We start from the raw sequence: 26,994 nt of genomic DNA on the forward strand, positions 1-26,994 counted from the left end.
CTGGACGGACTTAAAGGATTTTATTAGGTTATTTTAATGCCCGAAGTAATTGAATACTTCGGGCATTAGGATTAATTGTCTGGGCTTTCGTACTCAGAAAGTACTTCATCCAGGTCGATGAATTCCTCAGGGTCTTCATCAATTGCGAAAGCTGCTTCAATGGCCGCATCAGCTTCATGTACGTTACTGGAATCGCGTCGTACTGCGTCTAATATGGCATTGACTAAAGCAGGTGAATCATCTGTAGAGATTTTCCGCGTGATTCGGACAGCTTCATCAATCGCGGTAATATCGGGAACTGTTTCGTTCCAAATAATTTCCCAGGTGGCGACTCTTAAGATAGCTCGGTCCACTGCGGGGAGTCTAAAGAAGCTCCGTCCCGTGGTGTGTGTTTCTAGAAGCGAGTCAATCTCGTTAAGGTGGTCGCGCACGCCCTCGACAATTTCAATCGAGTATTCGGGAAGTGGAGTTTGTGCTGCCGTGATTTCTTTACGTTCGGTGAGCATTTTGTCAATGCCTGCCGGCGTATCTGCACGTCCTCGTTGATCGGCTTCGAAAATCGTGTCGATGGCACGTTTTCTTGCTCGGGTCCGAGATGAAAATCCGCGGTTGCTCATTAGTCGTTTACTCGTCCTGCGTATTCGCCGGTGCGGGTGTCCACCTTGATACGGGTTCCCTGTTCGATAAACAGTGGCACCTGAATGTCAGCTCCGGTTTCTAAAGTGGCTGGCTTGGTGCCGGCGTTGGAGCGGTCTCCTTGTAAACCTGGTTCAGTGTAGGTGATTTCCAAGACTACGGTGGCGGGGAGTTCAATGAAGAGAACTTCACCTTCGTGGAGGGAGACGATAACGTTCTGGTTTTCCACCATGTAGTTCTTTGCGTCGCCTACGGTTTGTGCGGAAACTAGGATCTGATCGTAGGTGGATACGTCCATGAATACGTAGTCAGCACCGTCTTGGTAGAGGTAGGTCATGTCGCGACGGTCTACGGTGGCGGTTTCTACTTTTAGTCCGGCGTTGAAGGTCTGGTCTTTGATTTTTCCAGAGAGTACGTTCTTTAGCTTGGTGCGGACGAAAGCTGGGCCTTTACCTGGTTTCACGTGTTGAAATTCGATTACTGACCACAGTTGGTTGTCGATTTTCAGGACCATACCGTTCTTAAGATCGTTAGTTGTTGCCATTCGGTTTACCTCATAACTCGTTTACCCCATAGGCTGCTATGGAGATTTTATCATCGGTCATAGAATACCTTGTTTTAGCTTAATAATGCGACTACACGCGGGGCAACCAGGTGCGGTTTTGTTAAAGATGTGTCGATTTTCTCATCTGCTAGTTCCGCGTAGGTTTGCCGATAGGCTTCTACGAGGAGCCGGAAGGTGCGTCGCGTGGGGCCTAAACTAATCGAGCGGGGCGCGTTTAGGCCGGTGCGCTGGGCTAAAGTATTGAAATCTGCGTAGAGTTCAAGTATTTTCACGCCTTGGTGTTTAAGTTCCTTTAGTTTTTCTTGGACTTTTGGTTGTATCGCTGCATCTGGTGAGAGGACGACTATTCCAGTTTGTTTTAGGGCAGCCAGGGCTCCTGCTTGCAACTGGTGTTCTTGCGTTTGGGTAGTTTCTCTGACTGCTAATAGTTCTGGACTTTGTCCTGATAGTTTAGCCGTGTAGTGGGCAGATTCGTGGAGTGGAAGTCCCAGTTGCGTGGCAACTGCTTGAGCAACTTCTGTTTTCCCAGCCCCACTAACCCCGATAATAACCAGATTTGGTTTATTTTCCATATTATTTTCTTTCCAAGGTAGCTTTTATTTGCGCTGTTTCAACACTGCGAACAATAGTTCGTTGCGGTGAGCAAAGCACGAATCTTAACTTCCCATCACGAATTTTCTTATCGGTCTGCATTTGCGCGAGCAGTTCCGCTGGGGAATATTCTCTCCAGCTGGTAGGCAGACCTTGGGTTTCGATAATTTTCTGCTGTAGTTGCACCCATTGTTGGTCGGCGATTTTGAGTTCTTCTGCTAGTTTAGCGGCGAATATTATTCCGATTGCCACTGCTTCCCCGTGTTTAAGTTGGTAGTTAGAAATTTTCTCGAGGGCGTGCCCTAAGGTATGCCCATAGTTAAGAACTTCTCTTATCCCAGCTTCGTGGAAGTCTTGGCTGACGATCTTTGCTTTAACTTTTATGGCTCTTTTTATCAGTTCTGGTAGTGCTGCGGAAGTTACCCTAATCGGTTTTTGCATTAGCTCAGTTATTTTCGGATCGGCGATGAATCCGCATTTGATTATTTCAGCTAATCCGGCTGTGAATTCTTCAGTTGGTAGGGTTTTTAACAGACTTGGGTCGATTAGAACTGCGTGGGGTGAGTAAAAGGAACCTACCAGGTTTTTCCCTGCGCTTGTGTTAATCGCTGTTTTCCCACCAATTGCTGCATCTACCATTGCTAAAAGTGAGGTGGGGATATGAAGGAGTTTTATTCCTCTAAGCCAGGTAGCTGCGATGAAGCCACCCAGATCGGTGACTGCTCCGCCGCCGAGGGTAATGATTAGATCATTGCGTTCCAGTTTAATTTGCCCGGCTCGATCCCAGGCTGTTTCAAGAACAGTTAGTGTTTTCCCAGCTTCCCCATCCGGTATCCAGATAGTTTCAGTTGAAATATTAAGCTCTTTAAGCTGTTTTTCCACTATCTGCTGGTAGTTTTTTAATGCTTTAACTGAGACGATTAGCGTTTTTTTACACGCGAGTTCGTTTATAAGTTGCGGAAGCAGGTTTTGTATTCCTTGTTCCGCGATTAGAACTTGATAGTCTCGTTCTGCTTTTACGGGAATACTTATTTCAAGCATTTTTTGCTTTCAAGAGTTCATTCACGGCTTCTTCTAATACCAGCGTGTCTTCTTCTAAGGTGGCATCGCCAACGGGGATTGTCAGTGTGGCGACTTGTTTAAACCATTCTTGTCTGCGCACGTAGAGTTCTATTAGGTTTAGTTTTCTTTTTTCTAGGTCTGCTGCACTAAGCAGGGGGCGATTGTTGTCGTGTTTGACGCGATTCCAAAGTACTTCTAAGGGACAATCTAGGTAGATTACTTGCTGATTCATTAAGAATTCTCGGTTGGCGGCTCTTTCTACAACGCCCCCTCCGCAGGAGATGAAAGTTGGTGAAGTTACCTGCATATTTCGCAGCGCGGTTTCTTCTGCGTCTCTAAAGCGTATTTCAGATTCGGCGAAGAGTTTAGCGATCGTGGTTTGGGTCTGTTCTTCGATTAGGTTATCGAGGTCGATTTGTGTCCAGCCTAAATCTGCGGCTGCCTTTTGGGCAAGGGTAGTTTTACCGCTTCCTGGCATTCCCACGATGTAGATTACTGGGGTGGACATTTCATTCCTCATTTCCAACTGTTAAACGTTTATTGAGACGTTCTTGATAGTGGTTAAGATTGGTTTGTAAGTCTTTAAGGGTGGAGCTTCCGAACATCTCTGTCAGGGCTTTAGCTATCACTAATGCAAGCATTGCTTCCGAGATTACGGCTGCGGGTACGACTGCGCAAGTATCGGAGCGCTGATGAATAGCTTTCGTAAGCTGTTTCGTTTGGAAGTCGAAGCTAGTTAAGGCTTCTGGAACGGTGGAGATGGGTTTGAAACCTATTTCTACTGAGATTGTTTCTCCGTTACTGATTCCGCCTTCAAGACCACCGGCGTGGTTGCTTTGTCTACCAATTTTTAGTTCGTTGGTTTGCGTCCGTCTCTGGGTGAAGGGGTCGTGTGCTTCCTTGCCGGTTGCAGTGGTCTGTCCGCTGCCAATTTCTACGCTTTTTGCCGATTGGATTGATAGCATGGCTGCGCCGATTTGTGCGTCTAAGCGCTGGTCCCACTGGGTGTGGGTTCCCAGTCCGATAGGAACGTTGAGGGCGGCTACTTCTACTTTGCCACCAATCGTATTTTGTTGCTGTTTTGCTTCGTCGATGAGGGTTTGAAAACGCCGGCTAGTTTCAGCGCAGGTGGTTCGTAAGGGGCTTTTATCAACTTCGGGCATTTGTTCCACAGAGGGAAGTTTAGCTTTGGTTTTTTCGGTTCCGATTGCCGTTACATGGGAGACGATTTCAATCTGTGCGCCTTGTTTCAAGAAGGCTTTTGCTACAGTTCCCAGGGCTACCCGCATGGCGGTTTCTCTGGCGGAAGCACGTTCTAATACGTTGCGTATGTCGTAGTGATCGTATTTTAGTGCTCCGGCTAAGTCAGCATGTCCGGGTCTGGGACGGGTAAGTGCTTGGTTACGGGCTAATTCTCTTTCGTCAGAGGTTCCTGCGTGTTTTTTTAGGCTCTCTAAGGGAACGGGATCTGCTGACATAACTGTCTGCCATTTTTCCCATTCTGCGTTAGCTATTTGAATGGAGATAGGTGCTCCGGTGGTGATGCCGTGTCGCACTCCTGCAGTGATGGTTACTTTGTCTGTTTCAATCTTTTGGCGTGCTCCTCGCCCGTATCCGCTTCGTCTGCGGGCGAGTTCTGCTTCAATATCTTCTGTGCAAAGAACTATTCCGGCGGGGATGCCTTCGATTATTCCAGTGAGTACGGGGCCGTGTGATTCACCTGCGGTTAGCCATCTGATCATATTTAAATTTTCGCATATTTTGTTTCTTTTTTTCTTTCTTCTGTTTTCGGTGCGTTGCTTTTCTCTCCCACCAAGACTTGCTGACACTCAGTCATTTAAAGGGGTAAAAATCATTTACGATCACCTCTGCCCCATTTATAAGAACAAATGATTTTAATGTCACAAATATGCTGACAGTCCGTCACCAACTCTGCGTATCTGTTCAAGCTAAAACCAACCGATCCAACAGATTAAGGAATTTTCACATTACAGCACTCCCCTAAAAGCAATTAAGTAACAAAACATTTTCCTTAACATTTACCACTGGCTCAACACTAAAGCCCGCAGCTTCAAGAAATTACCCCGTTTCCAAAATTGCCAAATAAGGCTTACCTTACTAACCTATTCATGTCGAGTTATCGATATCTATATAAAAGAACGTACATTCAGGAGACATAAGTATGCGCCCCACTGTGAAACGCACGGTGATTGCCAGCCTGATGGCTACCGCCCTCGTCGCCGGTAGCACTTTACCTGGCTTCGCAGCAGAAACCGTAGAAATGCCTCCTTCCGCCTCAACTGACACGGTTGCAACCAACCCTGTCGCACCTGAATCGGAAGAAGCTAGCAAAGACTCCCTTCCCACAACTAATCCCAATGCAGAAGCAACAACCGAATCTTCCGAACCAAAGGCAGATAAGCAGGTTACCGAAGCTCCTGCACCAGCTAATCTCAAAGTAGAATCAGCAACTACCGAACCAGCAACCGGTTCAACCGCTACTGAAACTGCTCCGGCAAAACCCGCAGCTGAGGCACCAAAGGCCGCTGACAACCGCGTCGTTGAAGCCTACGCTAACTGGGACTTCCGCCGTTCCTTCCGTGAATATGTTGGTTTTGAAAACGAAACCTTCTCTGAGGGCCTAGGCAAACTCGAAAAAGGAAACCACCTCCTCTGGTTACCAAAACCCGGCCAAACCTTCGACGCAACCGGCACCACCGGCAAACTTGAATTCGCTGGTAAAATCGGTTGGCTCAAATACGACGGTCTCTTGGATGTACAGATTTCCAACCTGACTTTGGACTTAGAAAACCGCGTTCTTTTAGTTGACGGCTACACCGCTGGAACTATGGCCCGCGCCGGCAAGGTTGAGTTCAAGCAGCAAGCCATCGCAACGCTGCCCGACCTTCAGGTACAAAAGCACGACGGTTACGTGGTAATTTCCTCCCTCAAGCCAGTCTTTACCTCCAAGATTATTGACCTGGTAGGTCTTTACAAAGATGAGCTGGCGGCACCACTGGTAATTACCGTTAATACCGCAAATAACGAAGAAAAAGTCACCCCACAGCCAGTTTTGTGGGAGCTTTTCCCAGATCAGTTCAAGAACCCAATAAACGGCCCAGTTTATTCTGACGAGCCACTGCGGAACGTGAATATCCCCGATCCTCAGCTGGAAAAATGTATCCGCAGTCAGTATGACGTGGCAGCTGGAATTCCAATCACCAATAAGGTGCTTGAAGGAATGCAGGCACTTAAGTGCCCTGGCCTCAACATTGAAAAACTCGATGGTCTGGAATCAGCTATCAACCTAACTTCAGTTAGCTTCTACGCAAACAAGCTCACTTCTTTGGCTCCGCTTAAGAACTCCACCAAGCTCGTTGATATTGACGTAGATAAGAACCGCTTAACTTCTCTTAGCGGATTAGAAAATTCCACCCGAATCCAGAATCTGAACGCCAGTGAAAACTACCTAACTGACGTAAGTGTAGTTAAGAAGCTTGGTTACCTAAGCTCGGTAAATCTCTCTCACAACCGGATTACCGATATTTCTCAACTTGCAGTTACCCTGCTTGATGACAACAACGATAAGCTGCAGACCCTGGACTTATCCCACAACCGGATTTCCGACCTCTCCGCCATTAATGACCTGCCTTACGTGCGTAATCTCGATCTTTCCCATAACTTGATTACCGAAATTGGTGCACTGGCACATAAGCGTGCGCTGGAGAAGCTAAATCTGGAATACAACTTCATCACCGATCCATCTCCGCTGGGCAAATGGGCAAGCCAAAGCTGGCGCCGCGGCTTCACTCAGCTTAAGATTCGTTTCAATAAGTTCACCGACTGGTCCTCTTTAGAAGATCTCAAATCGGCTGAAGATTTCCGCGGAGATAAAATCAACAAGGTTTACAGCTTCCCTGCGCCAGGCGAAGAAGAATCACTGGTAAACCCAAATACAATTGAAGACATCAATAAGAAAAATAGCGATCAGGACACTGAGATCGAAAAGATTCTCACCCCACCTGCTCCTAAACCTGACGATTCTTCTAACCCAAAGAACCCCGGTGAAGTAACTCCACCTCCTGCTGCAAAGCACTACATTGCCAACCTCCAATGGGGTATTAAAGAAAGCTTCACCCGTTACATTAAGGGCCCTATTGCTCACGGCACCTGGGAACTATCAAACGGAGCTACCGGACAGTTCGATTTCCCATTGAAACCCGGCTTTAAGGTAAATCCAAATGCAGTAGAACGAATTGACTTTGGTGGAACCGTTCACTTTAAGGGGCACGGCGGGCTATTAGATCTGGCTATCTCAGAACCAACCATTGAAAAGGTAAACGACAGCTGGCAACTGGTTGCAACTGTTACTTCCCGTCCGTTTAACCAAACTCAGGCAACTCCCACCGGGTTCCTAGGACGCGCGAATAAACTAAGCGATCCTGTAACCGTACGCTCAGCGATTGCTAACCTTTCCGCACCGGTAGTTACTTCCGAAGCAGATGTAACTTCACTTGCCTTCAATGACGTGATTCTTACCGAATCAGGTTCTGAAGCTTTCGCTAAGTTCTACCCCACCGGTCAGAAGCTCGACGGACTGGTAGTGAAGGTTAAAGCATCCGACACACCAGGTGCTACTGATTCGATTTCAGACGGAGCACATGAAGGCGGTAAGCTACCTACCCCAGATCCAAATACCCCTGATCCGAAGGACCCAGCTCCAAAGGATCCAAATACCCCTGATCCGAAGGACCCAGCTCCAAAGGATCCAAAAGATCCAGGTAAGACTCCTAATCCAAACGTTCCAGATGCAAATGTTCCAGCTTTCGTAGCAGACCTGCACTGGGGATTAAAGCAGTCATTCCGCAGCTACGTTAAAGGCCCAATTGCCGGTGGCAACTGGACTGTATCTGATGGGGTAACCGGCGAATTCGTATTCCCACTGGTACCTGGAACCACAATCGATCCTAAGGATTACTCCAAGATTGATTTTGCCGGTAAAGTTCATTTCACCGGGCATAAGGGACTTCTGGATCTGACTATTTCCAACCCAACCTTGCAAAAGGTAAACGGAAACTGGGAACTGGTAGCAACCGTTGCCTCCGCACCATTCGATAAAGCGAATGTTGGCAAAGTTCTCTCAGGTGGATTCCGCAACGCACCAAACGCTCCGGTTCCCACTCGAATCGTAATTGCTAACCTCAGTGCACCTGTGATTAGCAAGGTAGATTCTGCAAATCAGATTACTTTCAATGAAGTAACCCTAACTGCAGCCGGTGCTAAGGCATTCTCAGACTTCTACCCAGCAGGTCAGAAACTTGATCCGCTAACTGTGGTACTGCGTCCAGCAGATGTAAAGATCCAGCCTGAGATGCCAAAGAAGCCTGACGTAGCTCAGCCAAATAAACCTTTAGTACCAGCTCCAGCTCAACCTGCTGTTCCAGGTACTAAGCCAGCACCAAAGCCAACTCCAAAGCAGTGCACAGTTGATACAACTAAGCAGCGGATTACCGGCGGTAACCTGGCATGGGGTCTACGCGCTTCATTCACTAACTACGTGCGCGGTTCAATCGCTGCAGGTGGTTGGCAACTTTCCGGCACCAGCTGGGACGGCGCAAACTTCAACTGGGCAGCAACCGGTGGCGTTTACAACACCGTTACTAAGACCGGTACGGTTTACTACGCTGGGTCAGTTCGCTTCACCGGACACAAGGGAATCTTGGATCTCACCATTTCCAACCCAACCATTGAAATCAATGGCAACTCCGGCGCACTCTATCTAACCGTTGCCGGTTCGGATATGAAGGGCAACAAGTTCAACTTAGGTCGCGTCCATTTTGCGAACCTAACCTTCAGCGGTGTTGCAGTAAACGGTGGAGCCCTGAATCTCAATGCTCCAAGCGTTACTCTAACTGCAGCTGGCGCAAAAGCATTTGCCGGTTTCTATAATGCAGGTGAAGTCCTTGCACCACTTGGATCTTCCCTCTCTATAACCACCGCAACCGCTTGTGACCCAGTCACCGGTGAACTTATTGAGTTCGGTGCTTTCGGTAAGGCATTGCCTGCAACCGGTGCAGAACTCGAAGCACTCTTACTGGTCTCCCTACTTACCCTACTCGGCGGTGTTGCAGCGTTAGCTGTAAAGCCACGTCGCGTAAAGTAAAAAGACAAGTAAACTCATTAATGTAAAACATTAACCACCTGGCGGTGCGGAGCTAGCATTGCTCGCTCCGCACCGCACAGTTATGAGGAAATGATGAAGTCAAGATTTTTCATTACAATAGCCGGTTTATGTGTGGCCCTGGCCGCCTGTAACACTCCTACTCATCCAGAAGCGCCCTCGGCAGCAGCTGATAAAACCCCTGACACCACTGCAACCGAAACGCAAAAAGAAAAAGTCTCCCTTCCCGATCCTCATACTTTAACCGGGCTTACCGTAGTTGAAGATATCGCTGACCCTAAACCAATCTCCGGTGACTTCCCCGCGAAACTTCCAGTTACTATCACAGACTTTGAAAATAACTCCGTTACTATTACCGATACCTCTCGTATCCTTGCTTTAGACCTCACTGGCACGCTTTCTCGTACCGTGATTGCCCTTGGACACGGGGATAAACTGGTCGGACGTACAGTTTCTTCCACAGAAACACAACTGGCTGATATTCCAGTGGTGACTGAAAACGGACACACCCTAAACGTCGAAGCTATTCTTTCCCTTAAACCAACTGTCATCATCGCCGACCGTTCGGTAGGTCCTCCAGAAGCACTAGATCAGCTTCGAGCAGCCGGGATTCCTGTTGTTTTAGTCGATCCGCAACGCGGCTTGGAACATAACTCTCCTTTGATTAAAACAGTTGCAACGGTACTGGGAATTCCTGCAGCCGGCGATGCGTTGGCAGCCCGCACACAAGAAGAAACTGATGCTGCCATTGCCCAAATCAAACAGTGGGCTCCAGAACAACCCATTGAAGCTGCTTTCCTCTATGTCAGAGGGACCGGAGGCGTATTCTTCATTCTAGGTTCAGACGAGGGCGCCACGGCACTTATCCGCTCAGTAGGGGCTAAAGACCTGGCTACCGAAAATGGGATAACCGGTGTTACCCCTGCAAATGCTGAAGCTCTGGTAGCTTTAAACCCAGAAGTTATTTTCACCATGAGTGGCGGTTTAGAATCAACTGAAGGTTTGGAAGGTCTAATGGCACGCCCCGGCGTTTCGCAAACACGTGCTGGGAAAACTCAACGTGTAATTGCTATTCCTGATGGCCTTTCACTTTCCTTCGGCCCCCAAACCGGTGAGACTCTACTGGCCGTTGCAAAAGCACTCTACGGCGTGAAAGACGCTAAATGAGCGATAACCTTGCCGCGATTGGTTTCAAAAAGCGTCGTATTCGAGTAACCGTAACTTTCTCTGTAGTAATCGTTGCGCTGATTGCAGCTACCTTAGCTTCAGCTTTACTCGGACAGTACGCCATCTCTTTTACCGACGTTTTTAAAGCCTCTTTTGCTCCTTTGGGTTTAACCGAGTATCCCCATGATCCGCTGGCTTTTTCCACACTTTGGACGATTCGTTTCCCACGGATTGTACTTGGTCTTCTAGTTGGGGCTGCTTTAGCAGTTGCCGGCGCAGTTTTGCAAGCGGTGTTTTCTAACCCGCTTGCAGAACCGGGGATCATTGGCGTTTCCTCAGGTGCCTCAGTGGGAGCAGCCTTAGCTTTAGTATTTGCTCCTCACGCTCTGGCTGGTTTTTCAGTTCCTCTGGCCGCATTTGTTTCTGGACTTGCAGCTGCTTTCTTCGTCTACATGCTAGCCCGCTCAGAGGGGAAAGCAGACGTAATTGTGCTGGTACTTACCGGTATTGCGGTAAATGCGGTAGCTTCCGCCCTCGCCTCAATTGCAACCTATATTGCGCCCACCACTGCCCGCGATCATATCGTCTTTTGGCAAATGGGCTCTTTAAATGGCACCGTCTGGCCACAGGTGTGGACTGTTCTTGTCGTAGTCAGTGTAGGAATTTTCCTTACCTTCATTTTGGCTCGCAAACTTGACACGCTTTCTTTAGGTGAAAGAGCAGCTAGCCATGTTGGGGTGAATGTCCAAAGGCTCCGTTTATTCGCCATCGTACTGGCCACCCTTTTAACTGCGGCAGCTGTTTCCTACGCTGGGGTAATCGCCTTCGTTGGCCTCATTGTTCCCCACGTTATGCGCCTTGCCTTAGGTCCAATAAATCGCGTCCTTTTGCCAGGAGCGATGCTTGCAGGTGCCCTTTTGGTGACCTTATCTGACTTGGCAGCCCGCACCCTAATTCCTTTCGCAGATCTCCCAATTGGGATTTTCACAGCTTTAGTCGGTGGACCAACATTCTTCATCTTACTGCGCACCCGAATCCGAATGGGACGATGATTTTGGAAACTTTTGAACCTACTGAAAACTCAGCCCAGCCGGTATCTGCTGGCTACGCGGTTACGGCACAGAACTTAGCTTTCTCATACGGTACTACTGAGATCTTAAAAGATGTCACCCTAAAAGTTAAGTTCGGAGAAGTCGTCGGGCTACTGGGTCCTAATGGCACCGGAAAATCAACTTTAGTTGCCTTAATGGCCGGGGATCTTTCACCGGCAAATGGTTTCATTAAATACGGAGAAAAGCTCCTGAATGACTACACTCGGAAAGAATTAGCTCAAACCCGTGCAGTAATGCCTCAGAGCACCGATTTTCCGTTTTCCTACTCCGTCTACGATATTGTCGCCATGGGTAGGCATTGCTGGGAGGCTAACCCCGCCCTCGATAATGAAATTATCTCCCAGTCGATGAGCAAAACCGATGTGAGCCACTTCGTTAATCGTGACGTAACCCGTCTTTCTGGTGGGGAGAAAGCTCGGGTTACTTTCGCCCGCGTTCTCACCCAAAAAGCCGGCGTGGTATTCCTTGACGAGCCCACAGCAGCATTGGATATTGCCCACCAAGAACGCACTATGGAAATCTGCAAAGAACTTGCTAACGCCGGGCACGCCGTTATCGCCGTAATGCACGACCTGCAGTTAGCGGGCAGCTACTGTGACCAGATTGCGCTTTTAGATAACGGAAATGTAGCAGCTTTCGGCAGTCCCGCTGAAGTTCTCACGGCGGAGCGTCTCAGTCGAGTTTATAACTGGCCGATTGATACTTTCACCCTCCCGAACGGACGTTTAGTTGTGCTCCCACAGCAACGTGAAAAGCAGTACTGAGCCTTATATAAGAGCACTGGGTCCTACAGTAAACTCACGTGCGCTGCCCACACCAGGTAGGCTCCAACAACTAAGAATGGGCCGTAGGGAATCCGGTCTTTTAGCTTCAGTTTCTTTAAGATTACGAGGCTAAGGGCCACTACCCCACCCAGTGTGAAAGCCAATAGCAATCCGGTGTAGGAAACCTCGAATCCGTAAAGCCCCAGCCAGGCGCCAATCACCGGTGCCAGCTTTAAGTCCCCCAACCCCAGTCCCTTCAAACCGTAGTAGATTACCGCCAGTGGCAGGGCCCAAACCAACGCACCTAAAGCGGCGGAATAAAGCAGTCCCAGCGGGTACGGTACGGGCGCGATAATCAGGGTGAGGCCAACTCCCGTTAAAAGACTTAAAGCTGCTAGGGCGGTGAGTTTATCGGGAAGTTTCTGCGTGTAGTAATCCACGTAGGCAGACAGGGCTAAAATAATAGCAAGTGGTACCGTAACAGCAATGAGCGGGTCTTTTTGTCCAATTATGAAAGTTACGATAAAGACTGTTCCGGCATAGACAGTTAGCCTTTGACAGTTTGCCGGTCCGGCCCCGACGTCGCAACTGCTCGCTTGAGTACTTACTGGTGGCTTAGTTGCGTAACTTGCCAAATAGGTGCCGATTAGTAAATATCCTTTAGTTAGCACCCAAAATAGGGCGATAAAACCCAAGATTCCGGCGGTTACCTGAAGGTTGAACTGCATAGTTCCCATAGTTACGTTCTTTCAAAAAGGAATGGAGCTGCCCCCTGTTTTTTAAGTGCCTTGCGTAGGGCTGCTTCCATTATTTCAACGGGCGCTGTTTGTCCGGTGTGTAAAGAAAACTGTTGGATGGCTTGGTGTAAGAGTAAACGCGTGCCATTTATATAGCTGTCAGTTGCAGCTAGCTTTTCTCTTCCCAGTGGGGAAACTTGCGCGTAGTCTGCTTCTAAAACGAGGGGTTCGAGCAGACTTTGTTCTAAGAGCAGAGCAAGGCGCGTAAATTCTGCGCTGGGAATGGTTGAGATTACCAGCTCGGCAGTTTGCAGGGTTTTTTCCACCAGCTTATTTTGTTTCAGTGGGATTGCTTGGATTTCGATTCCTAAGCTGGCAGCAATTTTGATTATCGAGGGCGGTTTGTGGAAGCTACGGGCGATTACTGACTGTTTTTTTACCCCCAGTTCAGCACCGGCCATCATCGCGGATATAGCGGTTGCGCCAGCTCCCACAATCACCAGGTGAGGGCTAGTTTCGGCTAGTTTAGTTAAGGCAGTGGGAGCTTCTAAAAGGGCTTGGCGGATACCGTAGACATCAGTGTTAAAACCGGTGGCGATGTTGGCACTAAAAACTACTGTATTTACAACGGAAAGTGTACTTGCCATTGGTTCTATCGCATCAAGGTATGGCAGGATTTGATGCTTGTGAGGAGCGGTAACTGCCAGGGCGCTTACCTCGGGGGTTTCTTCTTTAAAGTAGCGGGAAATTTGTTCTGTGGGCAGATCGTAAACACTGAACTCGTAAGGTAGTTGTAGTGCTTGGTAGGCGGCATTATGAATCGCCGGTGAAAGAGAGTGTTTCACCGGCGATCCGATTAATTGAACTTTCTGGGGCAAGAATCAGCACTTACCTTTATTTGCTTCGCACCAGGAAGAAAGTTCTTTTACGAACTTTTCGTGTTCTTTATTGGTTGAAGAGAATTTCGTTTCCCCGGTGTCAAGGTTTACGGTAACAAAGTATAGCCAGTCTCCAGGTTCTGGGTTAAGGGTTGCTTCAATCGCAGCCTTAGATGGCATGGAAATAGGTCCCGGAGGGAGGCCTTTGTGAATGTACGTGTTGTATGGGGTATCTTTTTTAATTTCTTCGGACGTGGGGATTCCTCCGGCGCGGTGTACTCCGTAAAGCACGGTTGAATCCATTTGCAAAAGTCCCACTGTTTCGGCTTCTGGCTTGGTTAAACGGTTTTCGATTACGCGCGCGACTTTCCCCATGTAGGTGGGGCCGTTTACTTCACGCTCTAAAATCGACGCTTTGATAAGCACGTTTTGGCGTTGTTCTGCGGGTACTTTTAACGCATCCAATTCTGCGATCCGAGCTTGTACCATGGCGCGAAGTACATCAGCTGGCTTATCGTCGGTGTGGACTTCGTAGCTACCGGGTTGAAGCCAACCTTCCAACTTTCCATTTGCTTCCGCTGGAAGCCCCAGGTCACTGGGGTTAGCGATCGCTGCGTCTACTTCTTCTGCGGTGAAGTTTTCATTGGCTTTAAGCCGTTCAGCTACTTGCCAGATGGTGAATCCAGAGGCTATCGAAACTGCGTTAGAAGTGCGTTTTGTTGGATCTAATAGGGCAGCTACCGCGTCGGCGCTGCTCATTTTCTGTTTTAGTGTGTATGAACCAGGTTGTACTGACTGGGCAGCTTGATTTGCTTCCCACGCGCGGATAAAAGCAGCTTCAGTTTTAATCACGTCGAGTTCTACGAGTTTTTTCGCAATCACAGTTCCGCTATCGCCAGGGTTGATAACGGCAACTACTTCCGTAGTTCCTGGCCCGGGATAGTCTCCAGCTTCAGTTTGTAGACTATCTGAAGTTAAGGCGTTGTATGCCAGGTAGAAACAGGCAGCCAGGATAGCAACTACCGAAAGGAGAATAACCCCGGTTTTAACCCGAGAACGTTTCCGCTGTTTTACCTGTTTGCGAATTTTAGTCTCCTGAGCCCGAGACGGTAAACCAGCTGCCGGAGTTGGAATTGGGGCGCGCCCATATGCTTCAGCTAATGATGCCGGACGTTCTGGTCTTTCTCGCCTTTCTGCGGTACGTCGCGAGGGAAATGGGTACTCAGCGCTACCTTGTGGATGTGAAGGCTGGCTTGGGTGGGTACCTGTTTGCCCATTAGCTGCAGCTCTTTGCTGCGGTAAGTTGTGTTCTGCTACCGGCGTACCGGTGGGTTGTTCACCGACATGGCGGTGACGGATTGGAGGAATTGGAGTGCCAGTCTCACTGCGAGTAGTTTGAGGGGGCTGGCCAGTTCGATAGTCGCGTCTACGGGGAAAAGGGGGACGCCTTCCAGCGGTTGCCTGGGTGCCGGTTGCACCTGATTCGGTTTCTGTCTCCCCTGGCTTTGGAATTCGCGTGCCTGTCCCGGTTGGACCGTTTAATGGGGAGTTACCTGCAGCGTGACGAGACGCGGGTCTGCGAGCGGTAAGGGGACTTTCCGTATCATCGTATCGATCATTTTCCCTGCTCATACAATACCTCTTGTCTTTAACTTGGTGCACGTAATGTGGAAGAGTAAAAGGTGGTAGCCTAAGCCACTGTCTCAGCTATTCTACCTGTTCTCCGGGAGGATTTCCGGTAACCAACTCTGTCTGCAACGCATTTTCAAGAATAATCGCTGCTGCCAGTTGATCGATTTTATCTTTACGTTTACGATTTTCAATCCCCATTGTTGCTAAACCAGCGTGAGCTTGATTGGTAGTTAAACGCTCATCAATGAGGCAAACACGCAGTTCGGGAAGCTCAGTAGCCAGTTCTTGCGCGAACTCTCTCACTGACTGCGCGGTGGCTCCTTCAACGCCACTTAAATGCTTCGGCATCCCAACGACGATTTCAATTGCTTCACGTTCAATTGCTAAAGCAATAATCTCATCAATATGGGTGCCGTAGGGTGAGAATTTAAAAGTGGTGTGAGGGAAACAAATTTTTCCACTTGGATCAGTTACGGCAATACCAATCCGGCTTTTGCCGTAATCAATACCAATTCTCACACCACTTCTAAAAGCCATGTTCTCACCTTCTGGTGGTTTAAGCACCAATGATTGCTTGCTTCACAGCTTCAATTGCGGCAGGTACCGCAGTAGGATCTTGACCGCCACCTTGGGCAATGTCGTCGCGACCACCGCCGCCTCCCTTTAGGGTTTGCGCGGCAGTTCTTACCAGGGCACCAGCTTTAACTCCCAGCTTACGGGCAGCTTCATTAGTGGCCACCACTACCTGTGGGCGTTCTCCGATTACCCCAATGGCTGCTACTACTGCGGGGGTGGCTTCACCCAGGCGAGCTCGAACATCCATAACTAGGGTGCGTAATGCGTCGGTAGAAGCTGCTTCGCTCAGGCTAACAACCACGCTATCAACCTTACCCAGGCGTTCAGCTTGGCTGGCGAACTCAGCGGCTTTAGCTAGTAGCTGGGCTTCTCCTAACTTAGCGATCTGCTTTTCAGCGTCTTTTAGTTTCTTCAGCAAGGTTTCAATCTTGCTGGGGAGTTCTTCACTCTTACCACCTACCAGGCCGGTAAGTTGAGAGACCAGCGCGTGTTCTTTAGCTTGGAATACGCGGGCTCCGTCACCAACCAAGGCGTCGATCCGGCGAACTCCGGAACCGATTGAGGCTTCCCCTAACAGAGCAACCCGGCCAATATGACCGGTGGTGGGAACGTGAGTGCCGGCGCAAAGTTCCACAGACCAGCCGTCACCGATATTAACTACGCGCACCTCTTTGCCGTACTTTTCACCGAAAAGTGCCATTGCTCCCTGTGCTTTTGCTTCGTCAATATCCATAACCGCGTCGGTAATGGAGAGGTTATTAGCCAGCATTTGGTTAACGCGACCTTCCAATTCACCAAGCACATCAGTGGGAACTGCTGCTGTGTGGCGGAAGTCAAAACGCAACCGGCTTGGAGAATTTTCCGAACCAGCTTGGGTTGCCCCTTCGCCAATCAACTCATGGAGTCCTTTATGTACCATGTGGGTAGCGGTGTGGGCACGGGCAATTGCGATACGGCGCTCCACATCAATTTTCGCAACCGCTGCTTCACCCAGGGCCAGTGTTCCTTCAACTAAACGTCCGCGGTGAACACTGAGTCCCTTAATGGGAGCTTGAACGTCATCAATTTCGATGATGGCTCCCCCGCTGGTACGGATTGTCCCGTGGTCAGCAAGCTGTCCGCCCATTTCTGCCCAGAATGGAGTCTTATCAAGGATGACTTCCACGTCGGCTGGGCCGGTAATGACTGGTACAGCAGCGCCCTCGGAAATAATCCCAGAAACTACCGCCTCAACTTCTGTTTCAGTGTATCCCAAGAAAGTGGAGCCGCCACCGAGTTGAGTTTGGAACTCGTGGTAGATGCGGGAATCAACGTGGCCAGCTTTCTTTGCCAACGCATCTTGCCGGGCACGAGTCTTTTGTTCCAGCATTAGTTCACGGAAACGAGCCTCATCAACGTCTACACCCTGTTCTTTCGCCATTTCTAAGGTGAGGTCAATCGGGAATCCGTAGGTGTCGTGAAGTTGGAAAGCTTCTTCTCCGGATAGTTTTGTACTTTCCCCACTTGCTTTAGCTTTGGCTACGGCCGTATCTAAAATAGTGGTTCCTGCAGTCAGAGTCCGGCGGAAAGTTTCTTCTTCAGCATAAGCAATGTCAGCAATCCGATCCCAGTTGGTTTCTAACTCTGGGTAAGAGGCTTTCATTGCGTCGCGGGAAACTGGCATTAAAGTTGGTAGGGTTGCGGTATCCACTCCGAGTAAACGCATGGAACGAACTGCGCGGCGAATTAGGCGGCGTAGCACGTAACCGCGTCCATCATTACCTGGTACTACCCCATCGTTAATTAGCATCATAGAAGAGCGAATGTGGTCTGCAACAATTCGCATCCGCACGTCATCTTCAGGGTCGTTCCCAGCCAAATAGGTGCGGCCTGACATCATTTCTGCCGCGGTAATTACCGGGCGAACTTCGTCAATTTCGTACATATTTGGCTTGTCTTGTAGGACGAAGGCAAGTCGTTCTAAGCCAGCACCAGTATCGATTGCTTTTGAGTCTAGTTCACCCAGCAGCGGATAGTCTTTTCCGGTGCCTTCCCCGCGGAGATATTGGTCAAATACCAAGTTCCATACTTCCAGGTAGCGGTCGCCACCGGGATCAACATTTCCGCCGACGGCTTCGGGGCCGTAAGCAGGGCCGCGGTCATAGTGCCATTCTGCACAGGGGCCGGCGGGGCCGGGCTGGCCGGTATCCCAGAAGTTTTCATGTCGCGGTAAACGGACGATATGTTTAGGGTCGAGTCCGATTTTTTTAGTCAGCACATTGTAGGATTCCGCGTCCTCTTCCCAGAGGGTTACCCAAAGGCGGTCTCCGTCTAAACCGTAGTGTCCGGTTTCTTGGCTACCGGTGAGTAGTTCCCAAGCGTAGTCAATCGCACCTTCTTTGAAGTAATCTCCGAATGAGAAGTTGCCATTCATTTGGAAGAAAGTGCCGTGGCGAGTTGTCCGCCCTACATTTTCAATGTCGTTGGTGCGTAGACATTTTTGGACTGAGGCTGCCCGGGGCCACGGGGCGGGTTCAGTACCAATAATGTAGGGAATAAAAGGAACCATTCCCGCAATGGTAAAGAGAATTGACGGGTCTGGGGAAACTAATGGTACCGAGGGGCGAATCTCGTGGTCATTTAGTCGGAAGTAGTCCTTCCAACGTTGGGCAATTTCAGAAGTGCGCATTGCTTCTCTATTTCTCACCGGGGACACTGCGTATGAGCGTCTCTTTTAAGGTACTTTAACTTGACTATCATACCGAATCTTCAGGTTTACTCTAAAGTTGAAGCCGATATGTGTTAGTGTGAAAGCCCCCTCACGCTGGGCATGAGGGGGCTTTCAATTACTAGACTCAGCGTGAGTAGTATTCAACGATTAGCTGTTCGTCAGCAATAACTGGAACTTCAGGACGTTCGGGGCGACGTACCAAGGTCGCGCGGAGACGTTCGAGTTCTACATCTAGGTACGCAGGAACTGGGGCTAGTACATCGCGGTGTACGCCAGCTGCTGCGATTTCGAATGGAACAGTGGTCTGGGACTTTGGCTTAACCTGAATGGTCTGTCCTGGCTTTACGCGGAAAGATGGACGGTCAACAATCTGGCCATCTACCAGGATGTGACGGTGTACAACTACCTGACGTGCCTGTGCGATAGTGCGAGCGAAACCTGCGCGCAATACCAGTGCGTCTAAACGCATTTCCAGTAGTTCAACCAGGTTGAAGCCAGTCTTACCTTCGGCGCGAAGGGCTTCTTCGAATGCGCGACGCATCTGTGCTTCACGGATGCCGTACTGTGCGCGAAGACGCTGCTTTTCCTTCAAACGTACTGCGTAGTCGGATTCTTGACGGCGACGAGCGCGGCCATGCTGTCCTGGTGCGTAGGGGCGACGTTCCATGAAACGTGCTGCTTTAGGGGTAAGTGCAATCCCCAGGGCGCGAGATAAACGCACCTGACGGCGGGAACGGTTTGCCATGTTGGCTCCTTTTTCTTCCTGTTTCTTTTACTTATGAAAACATACGATTTCGTGCTGAAATCGCACGGGGCCACCTAAATCTTCCGTCACTTTAGAGTTCCGGAGGTGAAGTGGATAAGACCCCAGGTGTTGTCTGAGCTTTATAGCTAGCGGACAACTTTTTTAGTCTACCTTATCTTTAGTAAAGAACGTATCTTCTCTAGGCGTTTCGTGAGCGATCCCTCATAGCCGTTGGTGGTTGGCTGATAGTATTGCCGGCCTCGTAAACTTTCCGGCAGATATTCTTGGGCAACTACCCCATAGGGTGCCTCATGCGCGTAGAGGTATCCTTGCCCATGTCCCAGTTCTTTTGCCCCCGCATAGTGTCCGTCGCGCAGATGGAGGGGAACCTGCCCACTTTTTCCCGCTCTAATATCGGCGATGGCAGTGTCTATCGCCAGATAAGCCGCATTTGATTTCGGGGCGGTAGCAACTGCTACTACTGCTTGTGCCAGGATAATCCGTGCTTCTGGCATTCCGATTAGCTGGACTGCTTGGGCAGCAGAAACTGTCAGCGGGAGAACTGTGGGGTCAGCCATGCCAACATCTTCACTGGCACAGATCATAATTCTTCGAGCGATATAGCGGGGATCTTCACCGGCTTCTAACATTCTCGCTAGATAGTGGATGGCTGCATCAACATCTGATCCGCGCATTGATTTAATAAATGCGCTGGTAACGTCGTAGTGTCCGTCTTCTCCGTAGTTGATTAACGCAACGTCAGCGGCTTTAACTACTTCCGCTTCACTGATTTCCGTACGTTCGTCATCTAGGGCGGTTTGGGCTGCTGCTTCAAGAATGGTTAATGACCGCCGGGCATCTGCCCCTGCTAACCGTACGATCAGTTCTTTTGCCGAGGTCGTAATGCTAACGCGGTTGTCTAAACCATTTTTTGCCTTGAGTGCGCGATCTAAAAGGGTGCTTATTTCAGCGTCGGTTAGCGGATTTAATGTCAGAAGAATGGAACGAGAAAGCAGCGGGCCAATCACCGAAAATGAGGGATTTTCAGTAGTGGCAGCAACTAAAGTTACCCATCTATTTTCAACTGCTGGGAGAAGCGAGTCTTGCTGGCTTTTTGAAAAACGGTGTACTTCGTCGATGAAAAGGATGGTTTCTTTTCCTTCTGTAGCCAGTAGCCGTTTAGCGTGGGCGATTACTTCTCTAACTTCTTTTACTCCCCCAGAAACTGCTGAAACTTCGGCGAATTCTCTTCCCGATGACTCTGCCATTAGGTAGGCGAGCGTAGTTTTGCCGACTCCGGGTGGGCCCCAGAGGATTACCGAGGTAACGGCTTTAGTGGGGTCGGCAGGTTCTAGGAGCCGGCGTAGTGGCGATCCGGGGGTAAGTAGGTGCTGCTGCCCCACTATTTGGTCGATATTTTTGGGGCGCATCCGCGCAGCCAGGGGGGCGCGCGCAGTAAACTGAGGAATTCCTTGAGCTGTGGTTACTGCAGAATCAAATATATCCATCTATAGGTGTAGATTTCTTTTTGGGAACTAGCTGGTTAGAGATCAGGAATAACAGTTTAGAACAGTTCTAAACTTCCTGCCCCTTCTCGGACGACTACGGGGGAGGCTTCCGTGTAGTCAATAACGGTGGTGGCACCTTGGTTTCCGGTAGTGGAGGCAACCACTAAGTCAAGCTGTGCTCCGATTTTTTCCATTACTTCTTCAGGGTCCCAAAGTGCTTCGGTTTCACCTGGCAGAATTAGGGTTGAGCATAGAAGTGGCTGGCCCAGTTCCTTAATTAATTCCAGGGTGAGTCGGTGGTCTGGAATCCGAATACCGATTGTATGCTTCTTTTTATTTAGCATCATCCGAGGGATTTCTTTGGTTCCTTGGAGGATAAAGGTGTAGGGGCCGGGGGTTACTGCTTTAATCGCTCGAAATGCGCGATTGCCTACATGGACTAGGCTGCCCAGTTGCCCAAAATCGTGGCACAGGAGTGAAAAATTATGTTTTTCGTCAAGGTTACGAATCTGTCGAATGGTGTCCATTCCGCGTTTATTTCCCATTTGTGTGCAGATGGCGTATCCCGAGTCAGTTGGGAGGGCGATTACTCCCCCTTTTTCGAGGGCGGCAACTACCTGTTTCAGCAGGCGAGGTTGCGGATTATCAGGGTGGATCTCTAAGTAGCTCATATTCTAAGGATACTCTGTTCGGTCTCTATAAACTGGAGAAAGAACTTTTATTTTTAAAAGAAAAGTCCTTGTTCGGGGTCATGTTAATAGAGGGATTTACAGGTAACAAATTTGCGTCAGTAAATGAGCAGGTATAAATGCCATATATTTGCTCTGTTAGACTAATGGTGCGATATTTTGACATTTATTGCCTAATCGCTGTCTTTATCCCGTTAAATATCCCATATTATGCCAGGAGGCAGTTTTGAAAAAACTAACAAACCGGCTCCGTATGCTGGGAACAGCTACAGCATTGACGCTGTTGCTTGCACCGCTCGGCTCGCTTGTACATGCCGCACCTGCTGCTGATGTTCCACTTGAAAAAACTATTCAAGAGGTCCAGGGCAACGGTGCCAGCTCTCCCCTACTTACTGCTGACGGGAAAGGCCCGCTGGTAAGCATTAAAGGGGTGGTAACTTCTGTTAATGTTACCGATCAGCACCGTAAGGGTTTCTTTATTCAAACCCCCGGCACCGCAGAGGAAATTCCGGTAGGCGGTTCTCACGGTATTTTTATCAGTTTGGTGAAGAAAACCCTCCATCATGCTCCGCAGGTGGGTCAGTGTGTCACCGTGGTTGGAAATGTCGATGAAATGGGCAATTCTAAATCGAATCGCCTGACTCGCCTTGAAAATATTAAGTCTGTAACTGTCTCTGCGGAGGCTTGTGCTCCCGTTAAAGCGGTTGCCTTAACTGAGATCCCAACTGATGAGCAGCTGGAATTGTTGGAAGGTATGTTGGTGCGCCCCCAGGGTGAGTTCCAGATTACTTCAACAAAAGATTTCCATAAAAAAGGGGTTTTGGAGCTTGCTAATAAAGTAAATCCGGGGCACAAAGTTCTTTTAGATGATGGTGTTCATACTCATTTGAAGAACTCTCCGTTGCCTTTCATCCCTGAAAATGTAACTGTCTCTGTGGGAGATACCCTTAGTTTCCATTCTGACGTATTAGTTGATGTAAATGGCGCTCTGCGTCTACAACCTTTACTGCCGGTGGCGGGAACAACTAACTCACCTGTTTCAATTACTAAGGCAGGTGAAAATCCACCGGCTCCGAAACCTGATGAAACTCCGGATCCGGGAGGTAACCCAAATCCAGGTGGCGGAACTAACCCAACTCCGCCTCCAGCTTCAGGTAATGAACAACCCATTTCAGCAGTACAGGGCACCGGTTTTAAGTCTCCACTTGAGAACCAGCCAGTGACTGTTAAAGGTGTCGTTACAGCTCGTTACCCTCACGGTAATATTAATGGCTTCTATATCCAGACCCCGGGCAGCGGAAAAACTGCCCCCACTAATGGTTCTGAAGCTATCTTCATTTATACGGGGAAAAATAACACCACAGCTTTACCTGAAATAGGAAACTGCGTGAAGGTAGCTGGTACGGTTAAAGAGCACGCTGCAGCAAAAAATCCTACTGAAGAGCAGTTCACTACGCAGATTACAGATCCAACAATTACTGCGCTTAACGATTGTGATCCGGTAACAACTTTGGAACTTGCGAAACTTCCCCAAACCGCAGCTGAATCCGAAGCTATCGAAGGTATGCTCATCAAACCACAGCAAAAGCTGGTAGTGACGGATAACTACGAGTTAAATACTTTCGGGGTAGTTGGTCTTTCTAAGAGCGGGAAGCTACTTCCTCAAGCAACTGATGTTGCTCGTCCAGGTCAGGCTGCTGAAGCCGTCGAAGCGCAAAATAAAGCAGATTTTATTAAACTTGACGATGGTGTGTCTTGGAATTACATGTCACGGCAAAAAGCTAGTGATCCAAAACCTAATCCGAATCCGCGTGATTTTGCACTTCCCTACGTAACCAAAGAAAACCCAGTACGTTTGGGGGCTGCGGTTACTTTCACTGACGGTGTGATTTACGAATACCGCTATGGGTGGGTTCTACAGGCACGTCAGCCGGTTCATGGTTTAGAGAACTCTTCGGTGCAGATTGAGAACAATCGCCCGCAGGCGGCTCCCCAGGTTCAGGGTGATGTTAAGATCGCTACCTATAACGTATTGAATTACTTCGTGCATTTAGGTAAAGACCATAAGTGTCGGTTCTATGCTGACCGCGATGGTAATCCAGTTGTTTCCAATGGTTGTAGTGTTCGTGGAGCCTATTCTGAAGCTGCGTTTCAAGATCAACAGGCTAAAATTGTTACTGCGATTAACAAATTAAATGCCGACGTTGTAGGTCTTGAAGAGGTAGAAAACTCCTCTAAGTTCGGTAAGGATCGAGATTTTGCGTTAGCTCATTTAGTTTCAAAACTCAACGAAGCTGGTGGAACTTGGGATTACGTACGTAGCCCGCAGACTGTTCCTAACAACGGTGATTTCATTCGTACCGCCTTCATCTTCAATAAGACGAAGGTTAAACCGGTGGGAGATTCAGAAATCCTGGCAGACCCCTCCTACAACAACCTGGCTCGTTCCCCGTTAGCACAAAAATTCACTCCAGTTGTGGGTGAAAAGCAAACGGGTACAGATTTCGTTGTGGTAGTTAATCACTTTAAATCAAAGCGCCCTCCAAGAGGTGGAAGTAACCCAGAGCAGCAGGATCAGCAAGACGGTCAAGGCGGTTGGAATCCAAAACGCGTTGAACAAGCTGAGGCTTTAGCAAACTGGGTAAATGCCACTTATGCAAATACTCCAGTTTTCTTGATTGGTGATTTTAACTCTTATTCTCAAGAAGATCCCATCGTTGCATTTGCAAACCTTGGTTTCACTAAGGTACCCACCCAGGGGCATTCCTACCTGTTCGGCGGACGAGTAGGATCCTTAGATCACGCAATCACCAACCCTGCTGGTCAGGCAATTGTCAATGGTAAAGCTCAGGTATGGGAGATTAACGCCCATGAACCTGTTGCCTTAGAATATTCTCGGAAGAACTACACGGCGTCGGATCTTTACACTACTGATGAGTTCCGTTCCTCTGACCATAATCCAGAGATTTTCGGCATTAATGTCATCAAAGAAAAAGACACTAATCCAAAACCACCGGAAGGCGACAAACCTGTTCCCCCTCCGGCAGTTAATCTGAAACCGATTTCTGAGATTCAAGGAACCGGCATGAAGTCCCCTCTGGTAGGACAAACTGTTACTACTAAGGGTGTCGTCACAGCAGCTTACCCCACCGGTAATCTAAATGGTTTCTACATCCAGACCCCTGGCTCAGGAAGCTCAGTTCCCGCAAATGGTTCTGAAGCAATCTTTGTCTACGCCGGAGCTAAGAATCTAAACGCAATCCCCAAATTGGGAAGTTGCGTCCAGGTAAAGGGTACAGTCGCAGAATACGGGGCTAAAAACGCTAAAGAGGATTATGAATTCTCTACCCAGCTAACTAACCCCACTGTTACCCCCGCGCAAGATTGTGCCCCGGTAACTGCTTTGGAACTGGCTGCGGTACCTGCAACCGACGCTGAAAAAGAAGCAATCGAAGGTATGTTGGTGAAACCAACTGGTGCCTTGACTGTAACTGATAACTATACTCTTGGACAGTACGGTACTTTAACCTTAGCTTTCGGCGCTGTTCCGCTGCAGCAGCCAACTGATGTGGCTGCACCGGGAAGTGACGCAGCTAAAAAGATTGCTGCTCAAAATAAGGCAGCTGCGATTGTTCTAGATGACGGATCAACTTGGAACTATCTACGCGCTCCCGGTAAGAATGCTCCACTTGATCCTCGTAACTCTGCTCTTCCTTACCTAACTTTAGATAATCCAGTGAGGGTAGGAGCACCCGTTACATTCAACGATAGTGTTGTCTTTGAATACCGTTTTGGCTGGGTACTTCAGCCACGCCAGCAGGTAGTTGGATTAGAGAACTCCCCTATTTCGGTTACTAACAATCGCCCGGTTAAACCTGAAGTAGTTGGCGACGTGAAGGTAGCTACCTTTAACGTGCTGAATTACTTCACTGATTTAGGTGAGAATGAACCTGGTTGTAAAGCCTACACTGATCGTGAAGGAAATAAGATTGGTACCAACCGCTGTAAGGTACGTGGCGCTTATTCTGCCGCCGCATTCCAAATGCAAAAGGATAAGATCGTCTCAGCGATCAGTGCGTTAGATGCTGACATTGTTTCCTTAGAAGAAATTGAGAACTCAGCTAAGTTCGGTAAAGACCGCGATGAGGCATTGCTTGATCTGGTAGCTGGCTTAAACCAAAAAGCAGGTTCTGAAGTTTGGGCTGCTGTGCCTTCCCCAGCTGCAGTTCCCAATAATGGAGATGCTATCCGCACCGCGTTTATCTATAAGCGCGCAGTAGTTAAAGTCGAGGGTGAGAGCCTAATCCTTGATGATTCAGCATTCACCGGAGTGGCTCGTTCTCCGTTGGCGCAAAAGTTCTCTCCAGTGGTCACTGAAAAGCAAGTTGGGAAACCTTTTGTTTTAATTGTGAACCACTTTAAGTCAAAGGGTTCAGTTGCCAGCGGACACGGACAACAAGAAGGTGACTTCGATGGGCAGGGAAATAACAACCCACTGCGTGTCGAACAGGCCATTGCGTTGGCTAAGTTCGCGAATGATAATTTCGCTGACGTACCTACCTTCCTACTGGGTGATTTCAATGCTTACTCTAAAGAAGATCCGATTATGACCTTAGCTTCAGCAGGTTACGCTAAATTACCTACTGAGGGTCACTCTTACGTCTACAAAGGTCTATCTGGTTCTTTAGATCATGTGTTGGCTAATGAAGCGGGTACAAAGCTGCTCACCGCTTCTAATGTGAAGGTCTGGGAGATTAACGCTCACGAACCTCTCATGTTGGAATACTCTCGTCATAACTATAATGTGACGAACCTCTACGCGGCCGACCAGTGGCGTTCTTCTGATCATAACCCTGAGATTTTCGGGCTTAAAGTTGTGACTGAAAAACCCACCGATCCTGATACTCCAACTCCTCAACCTCCCGCATTTGACTTAACTGGAGCTACTTTGGAAGTGGAAAAGCCGGAATATCCTGTTTCTGAGACTTTGGTTGCTACTTTCACTTTGCCTAAACCCACTACTGAAAAGGAAGTAGATTTCTACATCCAATCAGACCCAACCTTTATGGGACGAGCAAAGCTAGTTGCAAATCCAAATGGTGAGGGAATGGTTGCCACCATTTCTTGGCAGATTCCAGCTAATTTCCCACTTGGGAAACATCAGGTTATTGTTCGTTCCTTAGCTGGAAAGGATTTGTTAAGCCAACCGGTAAATATCGTCAAAGCCGGAGAACAAAAGCCGTCTCCAGGTACGGATCAAACTCCTGGTAAGGATAAAACTCCTCAGCAGCCAAAAGCTCCGGCAAAGCCGGGTAAGCAACTACCTAAGACCGGTCTGACCGCTGGTGTTGCTTTTGCTGGTATCACGGCCTTATTCGCCGGGGTAACTCTAGTAGCCTGGCGTCGCCGCGCCTAAGTTACCTTAGCTTAATTCCAAAAGG

19 protein-coding genes are annotated in these 26,994 nt (G+C 48.9%); 5 read left to right on the forward strand and 14 right to left on the reverse strand.

Going from position 1 to position 26,994, the window contains the following annotated elements:
* Positions 1–71: 71 nt before the first annotated feature.
* From nusB to aroC, 6 genes are all read right to left on the reverse strand, one after another.
* The gene (gene nusB / locus NXS08_RS02595) at positions 72–617 is read right to left on the reverse strand and encodes a transcription antitermination factor NusB (protein ID WP_259136898.1); all 546 of its coding nucleotides are present in this window, start codon (positions 615–617) and stop codon (positions 72–74) included.
* Positions 617–1,180: an elongation factor P gene (gene efp, locus NXS08_RS02600; RefSeq protein WP_259136900.1), complete on the reverse strand. Its 564-nt coding sequence runs from the start codon at positions 1,178–1,180 to the stop codon at positions 617–619. Before efp ends, nusB begins: the two co-directional genes overlap by 1 nt.
* A gap of 74 nt (positions 1,181–1,254) precedes the next feature.
* Entirely contained in the window at positions 1,255–1,773 is a 519-nt protein-coding gene (locus tag NXS08_RS02605; RefSeq protein ID WP_259136902.1) for a shikimate kinase, read from the reverse strand.
* A gap of 1 nt (position 1,774) precedes the next feature.
* Positions 1,775–2,833: a 3-dehydroquinate synthase gene (aroB, locus tag NXS08_RS02610; protein WP_259136904.1), complete on the reverse strand. Its 1,059-nt coding sequence runs from the start codon at positions 2,831–2,833 to the stop codon at positions 1,775–1,777.
* Positions 2,826–3,362 carry a shikimate kinase gene (locus NXS08_RS02615; protein WP_259136906.1) on the reverse strand — a complete coding sequence of 179 codons (537 nt, stop codon included), beginning with the start codon at positions 3,360–3,362 and terminating at the stop codon, positions 2,826–2,828. Before NXS08_RS02615 ends, aroB begins: the two co-directional genes overlap by 8 nt.
* Before the next feature lies 1 nt (position 3,363).
* Positions 3,364–4,596 (reverse strand): chorismate synthase, encoded by a 1,233-nt coding sequence (gene aroC, locus NXS08_RS02620; protein WP_259136908.1) that lies wholly within the window; start codon positions 4,594–4,596, stop codon positions 3,364–3,366.
* Between the two features lie 440 nt (positions 4,597–5,036).
* Here aroC and NXS08_RS02625 point away from each other — a divergent pair, with 440 nt between their 5' ends.
* The 4 genes from NXS08_RS02625 to NXS08_RS02640 all read left to right on the forward strand — a co-directional run bounded on the left by NXS08_RS02625 (position 5,037) and on the right by NXS08_RS02640 (position 12,078).
* Positions 5,037–9,017: an HtaA domain-containing protein gene (locus NXS08_RS02625; RefSeq protein ID WP_259136911.1), complete on the forward strand. Its 3,981-nt coding sequence runs from the start codon at positions 5,037–5,039 to the stop codon at positions 9,015–9,017.
* A 90-nt stretch (positions 9,018–9,107) separates the two neighbouring features.
* Positions 9,108–10,202 carry a hemin ABC transporter substrate-binding protein gene (locus tag NXS08_RS02630; RefSeq protein WP_259136914.1) on the forward strand — a complete coding sequence of 365 codons (1,095 nt, stop codon included), beginning with the start codon at positions 9,108–9,110 and terminating at the stop codon, positions 10,200–10,202.
* Entirely contained in the window at positions 10,199–11,254 is a 1,056-nt protein-coding gene (locus NXS08_RS02635; protein WP_259136916.1) for an iron ABC transporter permease, read from the forward strand. Before NXS08_RS02630 ends, NXS08_RS02635 begins: the two co-directional genes overlap by 4 nt.
* 2 nt (positions 11,255–11,256) lie before the next feature.
* Positions 11,257–12,078, forward strand: coding sequence for a heme ABC transporter ATP-binding protein (locus NXS08_RS02640; protein WP_259136921.1), 822 nt, complete (start codon positions 11,257–11,259; stop codon positions 12,076–12,078).
* A gap of 23 nt (positions 12,079–12,101) precedes the next feature.
* On the opposite strand, the gene NXS08_RS02645 is transcribed toward NXS08_RS02640, so the two are convergent.
* The 8 genes from NXS08_RS02645 to NXS08_RS02680 form a co-directional block, all read right to left on the reverse strand.
* Positions 12,102–12,815 carry a prepilin peptidase gene (locus tag NXS08_RS02645; protein WP_259136923.1) on the reverse strand — a complete coding sequence of 238 codons (714 nt, stop codon included), beginning with the start codon at positions 12,813–12,815 and terminating at the stop codon, positions 12,102–12,104.
* Between the two features lie 2 nt (positions 12,816–12,817).
* The gene (locus NXS08_RS02650; RefSeq protein ID WP_259136926.1) at positions 12,818–13,693 is read right to left on the reverse strand and encodes a shikimate dehydrogenase; all 876 of its coding nucleotides are present in this window, start codon (positions 13,691–13,693) and stop codon (positions 12,818–12,820) included.
* 3 nt (positions 13,694–13,696) lie between these two features.
* Positions 13,697–15,325: an endolytic transglycosylase MltG gene (mltG, locus tag NXS08_RS02655; protein ID WP_259136928.1), complete on the reverse strand. Its 1,629-nt coding sequence runs from the start codon at positions 15,323–15,325 to the stop codon at positions 13,697–13,699.
* Between the two features lie 75 nt (positions 15,326–15,400).
* Positions 15,401–15,862 (reverse strand): Holliday junction resolvase RuvX, encoded by a 462-nt coding sequence (gene ruvX / locus NXS08_RS02660; protein ID WP_259136930.1) that lies wholly within the window; start codon positions 15,860–15,862, stop codon positions 15,401–15,403.
* Positions 15,863–15,881: 19 nt separating this feature from the next.
* Positions 15,882–18,569: an alanine--tRNA ligase gene (alaS, locus tag NXS08_RS02665; protein ID WP_259136933.1), complete on the reverse strand. Its 2,688-nt coding sequence runs from the start codon at positions 18,567–18,569 to the stop codon at positions 15,882–15,884.
* Positions 18,570–18,735: 166 nt separating this feature from the next.
* Positions 18,736–19,356 (reverse strand): 30S ribosomal protein S4, encoded by a 621-nt coding sequence (gene rpsD / locus NXS08_RS02670; RefSeq protein WP_259136936.1) that lies wholly within the window; start codon positions 19,354–19,356, stop codon positions 18,736–18,738.
* Positions 19,357–19,523: 167 nt separating this feature from the next.
* A complete protein-coding gene (locus NXS08_RS02675) occupies positions 19,524–20,864 on the reverse strand; it encodes a replication-associated recombination protein A (RefSeq protein ID WP_259136940.1) in 1,341 nt (446 codons plus the stop codon).
* 56 nt (positions 20,865–20,920) lie between these two features.
* On the reverse strand, positions 20,921–21,535 hold the full coding sequence (locus tag NXS08_RS02680) for an L-threonylcarbamoyladenylate synthase (RefSeq protein WP_259136942.1): 615 nt from the start codon (positions 21,533–21,535) through the stop codon (positions 20,921–20,923).
* Between the two features lie 244 nt (positions 21,536–21,779).
* Between NXS08_RS02680 and NXS08_RS02685 the strand changes: the two genes are divergently transcribed.
* Entirely contained in the window at positions 21,780–26,969 is a 5,190-nt protein-coding gene (locus tag NXS08_RS02685) for an ExeM/NucH family extracellular endonuclease (RefSeq protein WP_259136945.1), read from the forward strand.
* Positions 26,970–26,994: the final 25 nt, after the last annotated feature.

This window comes from Gleimia sp. 6138-11-ORH1 (assembly GCF_024814355.1).
In the GTDB taxonomy this organism is placed as follows: Bacteria; Actinomycetota; Actinomycetes; order Actinomycetales; family Actinomycetaceae; genus Gleimia.

Bases quoted from the DNA above. Each gene is read 5' to 3' on its own strand.
- NXS08_RS02625 (WP_259136911.1), top strand. From the start codon at position 5,037: ATGCGCCCCACTGTGAAACGCACGGTGATTGCCAGCCTGATGGCTACC.
- nusB (WP_259136898.1), bottom strand. From the start codon at position 617: ATGAGCAACCGCGGATTTTCATCTCGGACCCGAGCAAGAAAACGTGCC.
- alaS (WP_259136933.1), bottom strand. From the start codon at position 18,569: ATGCGCACTTCTGAAATTGCCCAACGTTGGAAGGACTACTTCCGACTA.
- NXS08_RS02605 (WP_259136902.1), bottom strand. From the start codon at position 1,773: ATGGAAAATAAACCAAATCTGGTTATTATCGGGGTTAGTGGGGCTGGG.
- NXS08_RS02630 (WP_259136914.1), top strand. From the start codon at position 9,108: ATGATGAAGTCAAGATTTTTCATTACAATAGCCGGTTTATGTGTGGCC.
- NXS08_RS02675 (WP_259136940.1), bottom strand. From the start codon at position 20,864: ATGGATATATTTGATTCTGCAGTAACCACAGCTCAAGGAATTCCTCAG.
- mltG (WP_259136928.1), bottom strand. From the start codon at position 15,325: ATGAGCAGGGAAAATGATCGATACGATGATACGGAAAGTCCCCTTACC.
- rpsD (WP_259136936.1), bottom strand. From the start codon at position 19,356: ATGGCAAACCGTTCCCGCCGTCAGGTGCGTTTATCTCGCGCCCTGGGG.
- NXS08_RS02635 (WP_259136916.1), top strand. From the start codon at position 10,199: ATGAGCGATAACCTTGCCGCGATTGGTTTCAAAAAGCGTCGTATTCGA.
- ruvX (WP_259136930.1), bottom strand. From the start codon at position 15,862: ATGGCTTTTAGAAGTGGTGTGAGAATTGGTATTGATTACGGCAAAAGC.
- aroC (WP_259136908.1), bottom strand. From the start codon at position 4,596: ATGATCAGATGGCTAACCGCAGGTGAATCACACGGCCCCGTACTCACT.
- NXS08_RS02615 (WP_259136906.1), bottom strand. From the start codon at position 3,362: ATGTCCACCCCAGTAATCTACATCGTGGGAATGCCAGGAAGCGGTAAA.
- NXS08_RS02645 (WP_259136923.1), bottom strand. From the start codon at position 12,815: ATGGGAACTATGCAGTTCAACCTTCAGGTAACCGCCGGAATCTTGGGT.
- efp (WP_259136900.1), bottom strand. From the start codon at position 1,180: ATGGCAACAACTAACGATCTTAAGAACGGTATGGTCCTGAAAATCGAC.
- NXS08_RS02680 (WP_259136942.1), bottom strand. From the start codon at position 21,535: ATGAGCTACTTAGAGATCCACCCTGATAATCCGCAACCTCGCCTGCTG.
- aroB (WP_259136904.1), bottom strand. From the start codon at position 2,833: ATGCTTGAAATAAGTATTCCCGTAAAAGCAGAACGAGACTATCAAGTT.